We start from the raw sequence: 13550 nt of genomic DNA, 5'->3' as shown, positions 1-13550 counted from the left end.
GCGGTCGTGCCGTCCACGAATATTGCGACGCATCGTTCGCGCGACGCACTCTTGCGCGCGCACCGCCACTTGTCGTGGCCATCTACGTGGACCGCATGAACATCAACCGCTCGCGGGCGGGCCCCATGCCTCACCGTGGGGCCCGCCCCCATACCCGGGCGCCTCAATCAACGAATTCCGCGGCCCGGTGCCCGAGCATCACGATGGTGGCGTGCGGCCCGCGGCTGGTGATGGCCGGCAGGATCGAGCCGTCGATCACCCACAGGTTGTCGACGCCGTGCACCCGGCAGCGCGGGTCGACGACGGCCCGCGGGTCGGTATCGGGACCCATCGGCGCCGTGCCGCACAGATGTTGCGATGTCGACCACACCGGGGCGCCGACATCCGTTGCCGCACCGGCCAATTCACGAGCCATTTCGGCCCCGCGCCGCAGCGCCGCGACGTCGTCCGGCTCGCTGTCGTAACGATGCTCGATGCGGGGAGCCACGTCGGGGTCCGCCGACACCAGCGTGATGCGCCCGCGCGCCCGCGGCTGCATCAGCGCCACGCCGATGTGCGGCCAGTCGGCGTGCCCGGCGGTGCCGTCACCGGTCATCGCGACGAATCCGCCCGTGTAGGGCCTGATCTCGAGGTCATCGGCGGTGCTGAGGACGGCCTCGAGAACCGGCCGGCCGGGCGCCACCGTCCAGTCGGTGGACAGCACCCACTCGGGGTGATCGCTGAACGACTCCCCCACCGGCAGCGGGGCCAGCACGGGCACGCCAACGGCCCGCAAACCCTCCTCCGTCCCGACGCCGGAAAGCATGAGCAGCTGCGCCGTTTGAATGGCGCCGGTGCACAACACGATCCGGTCGGCGGTGACGGTCACGCCGCCGTGCGGGCCGATGGCGTCGACACCGACCGCCGCGGTCCCGGCAAATCGCAAACGCAGTGCGCGTGTCCGCGCGTGCAACGTCAGGTTCGGCCGGCCAAGAGCCGGGAGCAGAAAGCCGGCTCCGGATCCGGTGCGCACGCCGTCGACGATGTTGAGCGGAACGGCGCCCACCCCCGAAACCGGTTCGGGCCCGACGTCGTTGAGATCATCGATCCAGTCGAACCCGGCGCCGCGCACGGCGGTGATGAAACGCTCGGTGGTTCCGGTCATTTCGTGGGTTCGCCGCACCCGGATGGGGCCGCTGTCGCCGTGGGCGGGGCCGGCGAAATCCAGGTCGGTCTCGATGGCCCGGAAGCTGCTCAGGACATCGGACCAGGCCCACCCGGGCAGCGCCAGGCTATCGAAGTCGCGGGGCAGCCCGCGGCAGAAGTAGCCGCCGTTCACCGCGCCCGAGCCGCCGACCGTGGCCCCGCGCACGATCGGATGCCGGCGCATGGGCCGATCGGTGAGGCTGGTCTGGTACCGCCGCACCAGTGGACTGCCGGCCCCGATCGGCAGCTGCAGACCGTTGGCGGTCTGAGCGAGCAATCCGGGGTCATCGAGGGCCGGCCCCGCCTCCAGCACGGTCACGGTGCGGCGGGGATCGATGGAAAGACGTTCGGCAACAACCGATCCAGCGCTGCCGGCACCGACGATCAGCACGTCGCTGTGCGGGGCGGCCTTACTCAAGGGGGGTCAAGGTGGCGGCTAGCTCCGAATCTGCGGTTTCAGCGCGCGCAGGTTGCGCTCCCGCAGCACACCCCACCACAATCCGAGCCCGTACGCCAGGTCGTCGACACGTTTGAGCACCAGGTAGGTGAGCAGGCCGATCGGTTCGGCGTCGTCGCCGACGGCGTCCCTGCGGCGCAGCCAGTCCACCACGCCGTCCATGATCGCCGCGACCAGCACGACGTGTCGGAAATGCCGCGACAGCGTGGCGGCCAGCAACGCCAGCGGCCAGTAGTGCCTGCACAGGGCCGACGCCAGCTGCAGCGCTGCCGACCACAGGCCGCGGCCGGCGATCAGCACCACGTCGGTGATCGACGTCTCGGCGCCCCGCATGGCCCTGGCGATCCGGCGACCGGTGATCACGGCGACGAGGACAGACGCCAGCTGGGTCAGGCTGGTCCCGAACGCCACCAGGATCCAGGTCATCAACGCCCAGCCGGAGATCACCACCGGTGCCGTCTTGTCCGGGTGGCGGACGGACAGCGGCGCGGCCGAACCGCCATAGAATGCCTTGCGCGCGATCCAATCCCGCAGCTCGGTGCGATGGTCGTGGGCGACCAGCGCGATGGGCTCGTAGCGCAGCCGCGCGCCCGCTTCGATGAGCCGCCAGCACAGGTCGACGTCCTCGCCCGATTGCAGGGTCTCGTCGAACCCGCCGACCCCGCGCAGGGCGGCGCAGCGACAGATGATCGCCGCGCTGGGCACGTAGGACACCGTGCTGTGGGGCAGCACCGGCGCTTCGCGCTCGCCGAGGTCGAGCGACGAGTGCACCGCCTCGTACCGCGCCACCACGTTCTCGCTGTGCGACAAACCGACGATGCGCGGGGCGACCAGGGCGACGGTGGGGTCGCAGAAATGCCCGAGCAGCGCCTCCAGCCATCCGCGCCGGGGCGCGACGTCGGAGTCCAGGAAGGCGACGAAGTCGGTGGTGCAGGCCGCCAGCCCGGTGTTGCGCGCGGCCGCCGGGCCCTTGCTGCGCGAATGGCGCAACACCTCGACGTCGCAGTGCGCGCCGACGAAGTCGGCCGGCTCGATCGGCGGGGAGGAACCGTCGTCCACCACGATGACGCGCAGGCCGCGCAGCGAGCTGACCAGGCGGCGCACGCCGGAAAGATTGTCCCGCACCGGGATTACCACGGTCACGTCGTGGTGCGACGGTCCGCCCGCGGGCCGCGGATGCGCCACCGTGGCGTCCAGCAGCGTGCGGGCCAGCTGCGCGCTCACGTCGTCGCGCACCTTCAGCCGGCCGTCGCAGAGCAAGTCCTGGGCGGCCGGCGCCAGCTTCAGCAGCCGCGTCGGCGAACCACCGAGCAGCGCCGAGCCGTCGCCCAGCACCCGGACGCGGCGATCGACCTGGACGGCGAAGCCGTCGGGCAGCCGGGGCTGGCTCATGTCAGCATTCCGTCGCGCCCGGGCGACCAGCGGACCACTCGACGGACACAGGTGTCCACCATCTCGGCGAGGATGCGCTCGCCGTCGGCGGCGGTCGCGGTGGTCGGGTCCCCCAGCACGCCGACGGGGCTGACGGCGGCGACTCCCCCGCGGCGCATCGACGGCAGCAATTCCGGCAGCGGCGCCCTGTTGCCCGCGAGCCACCGGTCGGTCAGCACGTCGGCTGGCGAGATGTGCAGCACCAGCGAGGTTTCGGTGTGCCCGGCGTGGGCATCGCCGCCGCCGGCCAGGCATGGGCACCAGCCGGCGTCGCGGCCCTCGGCCCGCAGCCGGGTCACGGCGGCGGTCAGGGCGGCGATGTTCCCGCCGTGGCCGTTGACGAAGACCAGGCGCCGGGCCCAGTCGGCGGCCGACCGGCCGTACTCGACCAGCAACGCGGTCAGGGCTTCGGTACCGATGGAGATCGTTCCGGCGAAGCTCTGGTGCTCGCCGCTGGCGCCGTAGGCGACGGCCGGCGCCACCCACCAGTCGCCGTCCAGACCGGCCCGGGCGCCGCGCGCGACTGCGGTGGCGATGCGGGTGTCGGTGTCCAACGGCAGGTGCGGACCGTGCTGTTCGGTGGACCCGAGCGGGATCAATATCGACGGCGAGGTGCCCGATAGCCGGCCTGATGTGGCCATCGCCAATTCGCCGAGTACGGGCACTCGGTGATGGTAGGACGAATTCACCTGGCGTGCACCAATTGTTGTCTGGTGAAAACTATTTTTTTCTGGCTGGTTCATCGGGCGTTCGAATTTTGTGCTCGTTCGTCACGGGCACCACGCTTGTACCACCGTTTGCGGGGGCGTCAATCATCCGGGTAGGCCTGCCCCGGATATCGGTAATTGGCTGCTCAGGTATTCCCGGTGGGTGGCACGCCGAGCGCCCGGGTGAAGCCGGGCGGCACCAGGATGTCGTCCGCGCCGAGGTCTGCCACACTCGCGTGGCCCAGCCCCATGAGCGCCGAGTCGATGCCGCCGCGCAGGATGTCGAGGACGTTCTCCACGCCGGCCTGGCCGGCGGCCGCCAGGCCCCACAGGTAGGCGCGGCCGATCATCACCGCGCGGGCGCCCAGCGCCACGGCCTTGACGACGTCGCTCCCGCGGCGGATGCCGCCGTCGAGCAGCAGCTCCACCTGATCGCCGACCGCGGCGGCCACCGCGGGCAGGGCCCGGATCGACGCCGGCGTGCCGTCCAGGTTGTTGCCGCCGTGGTTCGACACCGAGATCGCCGAAACTCCGGCATCCACAGCCCTTTTCGCGTCGTCGACGCGCATCACACCCTTGAGCATGAAGGGCCCGCCCCACAACTCCCGCAGCCAGGCGATGTCCTCCCACGTCGGGGGCGGCGTGCCCATCCACTCCCCGTAGGCCGCGAAGAACGGCGGGCCGGGCTCGCCGCGGCGCCCCTGGTTGGGCACCCGCAGCTCGGGCGGGTGCAGGGTCTTGCCGAACTTCCACAGCCACCGCGGACGCGTGATCGCCTCCGGCGACAGCCGCAGGATGGTCCGCAGGTTCATCTGCTCGGGGATCTGCGGGCTGCCCCAGTCGCGGCCGTGGGAGAAGGTCCAGTCGGTGGTGACGATCAGGCCGACCGCGCCGGCCTGACGGGCCCGTTCCACCCGCTCGGCGATCGCGTCCCGCCCGCCCAGCCAGTACACCTGGAAGAAGACCTTGGGGTTGGCGGCGATGACCTCCTCGATCGGTTTGCTCGCGAACGAGGACAGGCCCATCGCAGTTCCGCGCGCCGCGGCGGCCCGCGCGACGGCCACTTCCCCGTCGGGGTCGACCGCCTGGACACCGGTGGGCGAAATGATCACCGGCAGTGAAATATCTTGGCCCATAACGGTGGTCGCCAGGTCGCGCTTTTCCTGTGCGCCGACGACGTGGGGCGCGAAACCGAGTTCGCTGAACGCCGCGACATTGTCGCCGACCGTGACCCCTTTTTCGCTCGCGGAAATCAGGGACGAATAGACGGATTTGGGCAGCCGCCGTTTCGCGCGTTCCTGCGCGATGGCGACCGTTTCGAACCATTGGCCGGCCATGGTCTAGACGGGGCTTTCGTTGCACAGGCGGGCGGGCGGCCGAGACAGTGTCAGGGGTACCGGGCCGCCGGACTTCCGGGAGTGGTCGGCGCGGGGGCGCGGCGTCTCGCGCCGCCGGGCCAGCGCCGCCTCGCTGTGGCCCTGGACGCACTCGGGGTCCGGGCCGTCCATCGGCAGGCCGGTGAAGAACTTGGCCGCCATGCAGCCGCCCCGGCAGGCGTCGTAGTGCCCGCAGCTGCCGCAGGCGCCCGCGGACTGCGGCTTCCGCAGCTCGCGAAACAGCGGGGCGTTCTTCCAGACATTGTCGAACCCGTTGTCGGTCAACACATTTCCGGCCAGGAAGCGGTCGTGGATGGCGAACGGGCAGGCATACACGTCGCCCACCGGGTCGATCAGGCACACCACCCGGCCGGCGCCGCACATGTTCAGGCCGGCCAGCGCCCCGGAGGAGCCCAGTGGCGCCAGGTGGAAGAAGGAGTCGCCGGTGAGCACCCGCTCGCCCTTGGCCACCAGCCACTCGTAGAGCTGAACCTGCTGGGCGGCCGTGGGGTGCAGATCCTCCCAGACGTCCGCGCCGCGGCCCGAGGGCCGCAGCCGGGTGATCCGCAAGGTGGCGCCGTAACGGCTTGCGAGCGCGGCGAATTCGTCAAGCTGGTCGACGTTGTGGCGGGTCACCACGACGGAGATCTTCGCGTCGGCGAAACCGGCGGCGGCCAGGTTCTCCAGCGCGCGCACCGCCATGGCGAAGGACCCCGGACCGCGGACCGCGTCGTTGACCTCCGCGGTGGCGCCGTCGAGCGAGATCTGGACGTCGACGTAGTCGCTGGCAGCCAGCCGGGCGGCGACCTCTTCGGTGATGCGGACCCCGTTGGTGGAGAACTTCACCCCGATGTGGTGCGCGGTCGCGTAGTCGACCAGCTCCCAGAAGTCCGGCCGGACGGTGGGCTCCCCGCCGCCGATGTTGACGTAGAACACCTGCATGCGTTCCAGCTCGTCGATGATGTCCATGCACTGACGGGTGGAGAGCTCTCGCGGATCGCGCTTGCCCGAGGACGAAAGGCAGTGCACGCACGCCAGGTTGCATGCGTACGTGAGCTCCCACGTCAGGCAGATGGGCGCGTCCAGGCCGCTCTCGAACTGCTCGATGAGCCGCGGCACGGTGGCAGTCATGGGGCCTCCTGGGGTACCAACATCTTCGAATCGGCCAACACGCCGAGCGCGTGCAGATAGGGCGCCTCGCCGGCGTCGTCCACCCCCGCCGCGCGGCAGGCGGAATGGACGTCGGCATGGTCGGCCAGCGACCGCACCACGGTGAGGATGGTGCGGTTCTTCAGGAAGGACAGCTTGCGGGTGCCGAAGTGGTAGAGCAGCGCCCCGAAGGGTTCGGGTCGAACCGCCACCTGCGGGTGCAACCGCCAGCCGCGGTCGGGGTCGAACACGGGGTCAGTAGACCCCGCACATGCCGTCGATGGACACCTCTTCGACCAGGGTCTCGGTGACGAGCTGGGTCTCGGTCTCGGTTTCGTGGTCCACGGGTCATTGCCTTTCGTCGGTTCTTGACAACGATGGGGATCGAGTCACAAGCTTCGTCAGAATATGGCATCGAGTGCCGAAATGGAAGGGCGGGTCTCATGGTGCCGCAGCCGCGGGTGGGCCGTCGCCGCTCGACAACGCCGCACCACATCACCGACGTCGCCATCGAGCTGTTCAGCGCCCGCGGCTTCGCCGACGTCAGCGTCGACGACGTCGCCCAGGCCGCCGGCATCTCCCGGCGAACGCTGTTCCGCTACTACGCCTCCAAGAACGCCATCCCCTGGGGTGACTTCGACACCCACCTCGCGCGCCTGCGCGACCTGCTCGACGACGTCGACCCGCGCGTGCCGCTGGGTCAGGCGCTGCGCGATGCGCTGTTGGCGTTCAACACCTTTGACGAGTCCGAGACGGCGCGGCACCGCCAGCGCATGCGGGTGATCCTGCAAACCGCCGAGCTGCAGGCCTACTCGATGACGATGTACGCGGGCTGGCGCGAGGTGATCGCCGGATTCGTGGCCCGCCGGTCGGACCTCAAGACCACGGACCTGCTGCCCCAGACCGCCGCCTGGACGATGCTCGGGGTGGCGCTGGCGGCCTACGAGCACTGGCTCGGCGACGAGTCCGTCCCGCTGCCGACCGCGCTGGGCAACGCGTTCGATGTCGTCGGCGCCGGGCTGGACGGGCTGGATCGGTGACCGCGGACCACCTGCTGCACACACTGCGCGCGCAAGGGCGGTTCTGCGCCCGCTCCGGGTCCCCGATGTACGGCGAACTCTTCGAGCTGGTGGCCCGCGACGTCGAGTCGGGGGGCGTCTTCGCAACGATCCTGTCCGGGCACGAGGACGACCCCGCGCCCCTCGCGGTGCCGCTGCGCCTGCTCGGCGGGTTACACCGGTTGGTGCTCGACGGCCGGGCACCGGGATTGCGCCGGTGGTACCCCAGCACCGGAGGCAGCTGGGACGCCGAGGCCGCCTGGCCGGAAATCGAGGGCGTCGCGGCCGAACACGCCGACGCGCTACGCGCCGCCCTGCGGCAACCGCCGCAGACCAACGAGGTCGGCCGATCGGCCGCCCTGATCGGCGGCTTGCTGCGCGCCAACGGTGAATCAGGTTTGCCGATAAGGCTTTTCGAGATCGGCTCCAGTGCGGGGCTGAACCTGCGCGCCGACCATTACCGTTACCGGTTCGCCGACGGCCAGTGGGGCCCGGGCGATTCGCCCGTGACCATCGAGGACGCGTGGCGCGGCGCGCTACCGCCCGACGGCGGGGTGCGGATCGTCGAGCGGCACGGCTTCGACATCGCACCCATCGACGTCACCGCCACCGACGGGGAGCTCACGGTGTTGAGCTACGTCTGGCCAGATCAGACCGCGCGGCTCGAGCGGCTGCGCGGCGCCGTCGAGGTCGCCCGCCGGGTGCCCGCGCGGCTGGAGCGCCGATCGGCGGCCGACGCGGTCGCCGGGCTGACGCTGGCCGCGGGCGCGTTGACGGTGCTGTGGCACTCGATCACTTGGCAGTACCTGAGCCACGAGGAGCGCGACACGGTCCGCGCCACGATCAGCGCGCTGGGCGAGCAGGCCGACGAACGGTCGCCGCTCGTCCACCTCACGCTGGAACCGGCACGCGACGCGCCCGACGCGCCGATCCGGTTCCTGGTGCGGGCGCGGCGCTGGCCGGGCGGCGGTCTCGAGATCCTCGGCGAATGCCATCCGCACGGCCCGCCGGTGCAGTGGCGCTAGGGCTCAGCCCAGCACGTCGGAAATGGGCGCGCCGGCCGCGATCTTCGCGCGCACCTTCATGACCTTGCCGGGCATCCCGCCGCCGACCACGCCCACGAGCACGCCGTCTCGCTCGTAGTAGGCCAGGAACTTGCGGCCGTCGTCCTCGACGAGGTGGACGGTGTCGGTGGCTTCCGGTTCGCCCAGGCACTGGATCTTGACGTCGTACTGGTCGCTCCAGAAGTACGGAACTACGACGGCCGACGACGAGGAGTCCTGTCCAAGCATCGCGGGCACCACGACGCGGGTCTGGTCGGCGACGTTGCTCCAATGTTCCACGCGCGCTTGATGTCCCGTGGCGTCGCGCCAGGAGGCGACGTCGCCGAGCGCCCACACGTTGGGCGCGCTGGTCCGCCCGGCCCCGTCGCAGAGCACACCGTTGTCCACGGCGACGCCGCTGCCCTCGAGCCAACCGGTCGCTGGGTGCGACCCGATGCCGATGACCACCAGGTCGGCCGCCAGCTCGGTGCCGTCCGTCAGCAGCACCGTGTCCACTCGTCCGTCGCCGCGCACGTCGGCCACCCCGACGCCGAGACGGACGTCCACCCCTTCGTCGCGGTGCAGGCGCGCGACCAGCTCGCCGATCCGCTCGCCGAGCACCGACGCCAGGGGCGTCGGCTGCGGCTCGACCAACACCACGTCCACGCCGAGGCTGCGCAGGCTGGCCGCGACCTCACAGCCGATGAATCCGGCGCCGATGACGACGGCGCGCCGCGCGGAGGACGCGTGCTCGCGCAGCGCCATGCTCTCGTCGAACGTGCGCAGGACCCGGATGCCCTCGAGGTCCGGCAGTGTCGGGATGCGCCGCGGTACCAGGCCGGTCGCGATGACGAGTTCGTCGTAGCCGATCACGGACCCGTCGGCCAGCGTCACCGTCTGCGCCGCGGTGTCCAGGGCGGTGGCCGCCGCGCCCAGCCGCAGGGTGATGTCGTTGTCGTCGTACCACTCCCGGGGCTTGAGGGCGACGTCGTCGACCTCCTTGCGCAGCACCTCTTTTGACAGCGGCGGGCGATCGTAGGGCAAATGCACCTCGTCGCTGACGATCGTGACGCGGCCGGCGTACTCCGCCCGGCGAAGTTGCTCGGCGGTCCGGGCGGCGGCCAGGCCGCCACCGACGATCACTATTCCTTTGCTCGCGGTCACGTGGAGTTCATACCACGATCGCCGATCAGTACTTCAATGCGCCCTTGTCGACGGGGACCTGCGTGCCCGTCACCGTGGCCGACCCGTCACCAGCTAGCCACGCCACGACGTCGGCCACTTCGTCGGGCGACATGAACCCGTTGGGCTGCAACGGCATCGGGGGGAAGCTGTGCACGAAGCTGGGATGGCGGGCAAATATCTCCATCATCGCCTCGGGCTCGATCATCGGGGTGTCGATGGAGTACGGATGGATGGAGTTGACCCGGATGTCGTATTCGCCGAGCTCGATGGCCAGCGTGTTGGTCAGCGCGGTGAGCCCGTGCTTGCTGGCCGAGTAGTGCCCGTTGCCCGGTGTGGCTTTCAGGCCCGCGGACGAGCTGACCACGATGATCGAGCCCCCGTTGCCCGCCTCGATCATCGCGGGCACGGCGGCGCGCAGCGTGCGCCAGGTGCCGGTCAGGTTGACGCCGATCACGGTGTCCCACTGCTCGTCGGTGAGCTCCCAGAGCCGGCCCCAGCTCAAGACCCCGGCGTTGGCCACCACGATGTCGAGCCGGCCGAATTGCTCGATGCCGTCGGCCACCAGCTGGCGCAGTGCGGCATCGTCCCGGATGTCGGCCTCACGGGCCAAGACCTTGCGGCCCTCGGCCTCCACCAGCCGTACGGTCTCGTTGAGGTCCTCCGGCGTGGCAGGCGTGTAGGTGATGCTCTCTGACGCGGGCGCGCAGATGTCGAGCGCGATGATGTCGGCGCCTTCGCGGGCGAGCCGCACCGCGTGCGAGCGGCCCTGGGCGCGCGCGGCGCCGGTGATGAATGCCACCCGGCCTTGCAGTGAGTCAGCCACGAGGCAAGGCTAGCAGCGGAACTGAAACCTGTTCTAACTCGCCCGGCGGTCAGATTTCCGAGATGATCTGGGCCCGCCGGCTGTTGTATTCCTGGTCGGTCAGCGCGCCGCTGGCGCGCAGGGTCTCGAGCTCCTGGAGCCGCTGAGCGATCGACGGTTGCGGGGGCGTCACCACCGGTGCCGGCCCTCCGGCGGTGGCCGGCTGCGGCTGGGCAGCCGGCGCCTGTTGTTCGGCCGCCCGGCGCACCACCGCCTGGATCTGTTGGCGCAGCGCAGGGTTCGACCGGATGTCGACCATCCGGTTCAGCGGAACGTTGTTGGCCTTGAGGATCTGCAGGATCTCCATCAGCGGGCCGGCCTGGCCGCTCAGGTCGTAGGTCTTGTTGTCCTCGGCCACGGTGAACTGCGCGGGGACCAGGCCGTTGACCAAAGCGCTTCGCTCCCAGTCGATCCGGTACTCGTTGGTGGTCGGGTTGACCAGCACCACCAGCTTGCGGGCGGACAGGTTGCCGAGCCGGGTGACGCTGGCGATCACCCGGTCTTCGCTGTCGAACGGCAGGAATCCGGGGCCCGCGATGTGCAGGTGCACCTTCACGACCTGCTGGTTGTTGATCCAGGTGCCCGTCTCGGTGACCCCGGTGATCTGGGCCAGCGCCAGCACGCCGCTCTGCTCGAGCTCCGCGTTCTTGGCCGACGACTTCGCGCCGTAGTTGGCCAGCGCGAGCGCGATCAGCACGTCGGCCACGGTGATGAGCAGGCCGGCGTAGAACATCCACTGCAGCAGGCTGCCGAACCCGAGGGTGAAGTAGACGACGAGGAAGATCGGCCCGACAAGGCCGCCACACAGCAAAACGATCAACTGTGCCTTGAGATAGCGCGCCAACACGAGTGTCTCCTTACCCTTGCTGGGAATTTTCGTGCCAGGTTAGCTTCCGCGCTGTCGCCACGCGCGCCATACGCGCAAACCGGCGAGCGTCAGTCGATCTTGGGTATCACCGTCGGCGCCGGGCGCTCCGAAGACCCCGCGGGCGTCGCCCCGACGGGCGAATGCGCCGACACCATCTTGACCGGCGTGCCGGTCGACACCGGCATCGCGGGCGCCGCGGCGGCCTGCGGCGTCTCGACCTGCGCCGGCGCCGTCGCGAGCGGGTTCACCGGCGCCGGTGCCGGCGCCGCCGGCTGCGTCGCGGTGGCCGGGGTGTAGGCGGGGGTCACCATCCGCACCGGCGTCGCCGGTGTGGCGGCCGGGGCCATCGCCGCCGGCCCCGCGGTGGCGGCGGCCGCCGTCTGGCCGGCCTGCGCCTGCGCTCCCGCGAGCGCCGAAGCGGGGGCGATCGCCGAGGCCACGGGTCCCGCGGGCACGCCCGGCGCCGACCCACCCGCGGCCGTCACCGCCGGCAGCTGGGCGGCCATCGACGCGGGCGCCGCCGCGCTCTGCAGGGGCGAGGTGTTGGCCGCCTCGGTGGCGAGATACTGCGCCGCGCCGCCGTTCATCAGCTGCACGAACTGCTGGTGGAACGCCGCGGCCTGCGCGCTGAGCGCCTGGTACACCTGGGAGTGCGCGCCGAACAGGGTCGCGATGCTGGCCGACACCTCGTCGGCACCCGGGGCCAGCACGTTAGACGTAGGACCCAGCGCCATCGTGTTGGCGGACGTGATCGTCCAGCCGATCCTGGCCAGGTCCGACGCCGCCGCGGCGACGTACTCAGGCGTCGTGAATACGAAGGACATCTAACCTCCCGGCCGTCTTCCCCCGACTCCCTTATCACGGAATCGTAGCGGAGCCGCCCGCATCAGGCCCGGTAAACGCATAAAGCCCGGATTGCCGCTTTCGGCAATCCGGGCCCTATGGCGAACTGGACCTACTTGATGATCTTGACGACCCGGCCGGCGCCGACGGTGCGGCCACCCTCGCGGATCGCGAACCGCAGCCCCTCGTCCATGGCGACGGGCTGGATCAGCTTGACCGAGATGTTGGTGTTGTCACCGGGCATCACCATCTCGGTGCCCTCCGGCAGCGTCACCACACCGGTCACGTCGGTGGTGCGGAAGTAGAACTGCGGACGGTAGTTGTTGAAGAACGGCGTGTGCCGGCCGCCCTCGTCCTTGGACAGGATGTAGACCTGGCCCTCGAACTCGGTGTGCGGCGTGGTGGTGCCGGGCTTCGTGACGACCTGACCGCGCTCGACGTCCTCGCGCTTGATACCGCGGAGCAGCAGACCGACGTTGTCACCGGCCTGGCCCTGATCGAGCAGCTTGCGGAACATCTCCACACCGGTGACCGTGGTCTTGGTGCTGGCGGGGCGGATGCCGACGATCTCGACTTCCTCGTTCACGTTGATCACGCCGCGCTCGACACGACCGGTGACCACCGTGCCACGCCCGGTGATGGTGAAGACGTCCTCCACCGGCATCAGGAACGGCTTGTCGGTCTCGCGGACCGGGTCCGGGATCGACTCGTCGACGGCCTCCATCAGCTGCTCGACGGACTCGACCCACTTGGCGTCGCCCTCGAGCGCCTTGAGCGCCGAGACCCGCACGACGGGGGCGTCCTCGTCGAACTCCTGGGCGGCCAGCAGCTCGCGGACCTCCATCTCGACGAGCTCGAGGAGCTCCTCGTCGTCGACCATGTCGGCCTTGTTCAGCGCGACCAGGATGTAGGGCACGCCGACCTGACGCGCGAGCAGCACGTGCTCACGGGTCTGCGGCATCGGGCCGTCGGTGGCGGCGACCACCAGGATCGCGCCGTCCATCTGGGCGGCGCCGGTGATCATGTTCTTGATGTAGTCGGCGTGACCCGGGGCGTCGACGTGCGCGTAGTGGCGCTTGTCGGTCTGGTACTCCACGTGGGAGATGTTGATGGTGATACCGCGCTGACGCTCCTCGGGAGCGTTGTCGATCTGGTCGAACGCGCGGGACTCGTTCAGGTCCGGGTACTTGTCGTGCAGAACCTTGGTGATAGCCGCGGTCAGCGTCGTCTTGCCGTGGTCAACGTGACCGATGGTCCCAATGTTGACGTGCGGCTTCGTCCGCTCGAACTTCGCCTTCGCCACTTCGTTGTCCTCCTGGACTGTTGGTGCTCGTTAAAGCAGTGTTGGTGTTTTCAGTTGTGCCGCGCCCAAGGCTTTGCAATGAC

General features: G+C 70.1%; 14 protein-coding genes. 2 read left to right on the top strand and 12 right to left on the bottom strand.

The genetic code is table 11. The features are described from left to right. Positions 1 to 163: 163 nt before the first annotated feature. From mftG to mftA, 7 genes are all read right to left on the bottom strand, one after another. Entirely contained in the window at positions 164 to 1603 is a 1440-nt protein-coding gene (gene mftG, locus A5701_RS12640) for a mycofactocin system GMC family oxidoreductase MftG (protein ID WP_067753489.1), read from the bottom strand. Positions 1604 to 1621: 18 nt separating this feature from the next. Then, positions 1622 to 3034, bottom strand: coding sequence for a mycofactocin biosynthesis glycosyltransferase MftF (gene mftF, locus A5701_RS12635; RefSeq protein WP_067753486.1), 1413 nt, complete (start codon positions 3032 to 3034; stop codon positions 1622 to 1624). Beyond that, complete coding sequence (gene mftE, locus A5701_RS12630) at positions 3031 to 3762, bottom strand: mycofactocin biosynthesis peptidyl-dipeptidase MftE (RefSeq protein WP_067753483.1); 732 nt, start codon at positions 3760 to 3762, stop codon at positions 3031 to 3033. The genes mftF and mftE overlap by 4 nt, the downstream gene beginning before the upstream one ends. A gap of 164 nt (positions 3763 to 3926) precedes the next feature. Continuing rightward, positions 3927 to 5117 (bottom strand): pre-mycofactocin synthase MftD, encoded by a 1191-nt coding sequence (gene mftD, locus A5701_RS12625; RefSeq protein ID WP_067753480.1) that lies wholly within the window; start codon positions 5115 to 5117, stop codon positions 3927 to 3929. 3 nt (positions 5118 to 5120) lie between these two features. Beyond that, on the bottom strand, positions 5121 to 6287 hold the full coding sequence (gene mftC / locus A5701_RS12620) for a mycofactocin radical SAM maturase (RefSeq protein WP_067753477.1): 1167 nt from the start codon (positions 6285 to 6287) through the stop codon (positions 5121 to 5123). After that, entirely contained in the window at positions 6284 to 6556 is a 273-nt protein-coding gene (gene mftB / locus A5701_RS12615) for a mycofactocin biosynthesis chaperone MftB (RefSeq protein ID WP_067753474.1), read from the bottom strand. Before mftB ends, mftC begins: the two co-directional genes overlap by 4 nt. Before the next feature lie 4 nt (positions 6557 to 6560). Beyond that, a complete protein-coding gene (gene mftA, locus A5701_RS12610; RefSeq protein ID WP_046186817.1) occupies positions 6561 to 6650 on the bottom strand; it encodes a mycofactocin precursor MftA in 90 nt (29 codons plus the stop codon). A 98-nt stretch (positions 6651 to 6748) separates the two neighbouring features. On the opposite strand from mftA, the gene mftR reads away from it, so the two are divergent. Both mftR and A5701_RS12600 read left to right on the top strand, forming a co-directional pair. Continuing rightward, on the top strand, positions 6749 to 7345 hold the full coding sequence (mftR, locus tag A5701_RS12605; RefSeq protein WP_067753471.1) for a mycofactocin system transcriptional regulator: 597 nt from the start codon (positions 6749 to 6751) through the stop codon (positions 7343 to 7345). Continuing rightward, entirely contained in the window at positions 7342 to 8388 is a 1047-nt protein-coding gene (locus A5701_RS12600) for a DUF2332 domain-containing protein (protein WP_067753468.1), read from the top strand. The genes mftR and A5701_RS12600 overlap by 4 nt, the downstream gene beginning before the upstream one ends. 3 nt (positions 8389 to 8391) lie before the next feature. Here the strand turns inward: A5701_RS12600 and A5701_RS12595 are convergent, their stop codons facing one another. The 5 genes from A5701_RS12595 to tuf all read right to left on the bottom strand — a co-directional run bounded on the left by A5701_RS12595 (position 8392) and on the right by tuf (position 13467). Then, entirely contained in the window at positions 8392 to 9570 is a 1179-nt protein-coding gene (locus A5701_RS12595) for an NAD(P)/FAD-dependent oxidoreductase (protein WP_067753465.1), read from the bottom strand. A gap of 25 nt (positions 9571 to 9595) precedes the next feature. Continuing rightward, complete coding sequence (locus tag A5701_RS12590) at positions 9596 to 10414, bottom strand: mycofactocin-coupled SDR family oxidoreductase (protein WP_082954895.1); 819 nt, start codon at positions 10412 to 10414, stop codon at positions 9596 to 9598. Between the two features lie 49 nt (positions 10415 to 10463). Then, positions 10464 to 11300, bottom strand: coding sequence for an SHOCT domain-containing protein (locus tag A5701_RS12585; RefSeq protein WP_067753459.1), 837 nt, complete (start codon positions 11298 to 11300; stop codon positions 10464 to 10466). An 89-nt stretch (positions 11301 to 11389) separates the two neighbouring features. After that, positions 11390 to 12145, bottom strand: coding sequence for a PE family protein (locus A5701_RS12580; protein WP_067753456.1), 756 nt, complete (start codon positions 12143 to 12145; stop codon positions 11390 to 11392). 131 nt (positions 12146 to 12276) lie between these two features. Further along, a complete protein-coding gene (gene tuf / locus A5701_RS12575) occupies positions 12277 to 13467 on the bottom strand; it encodes an elongation factor Tu (protein ID WP_007167815.1) in 1191 nt (396 codons plus the stop codon). Between the last annotated feature and the right edge of the window lie 83 nt (positions 13468 to 13550).

Source organism: Mycobacterium sp. E3305, from assembly GCF_001666785.1.
Taxonomy (GTDB): domain Bacteria; phylum Actinomycetota; class Actinomycetes; order Mycobacteriales; family Mycobacteriaceae; genus Mycobacterium.
Note: the sequence above shows the minus strand (reverse complement) of the source record. Positions and strands in the feature narration are given on the sequence as shown.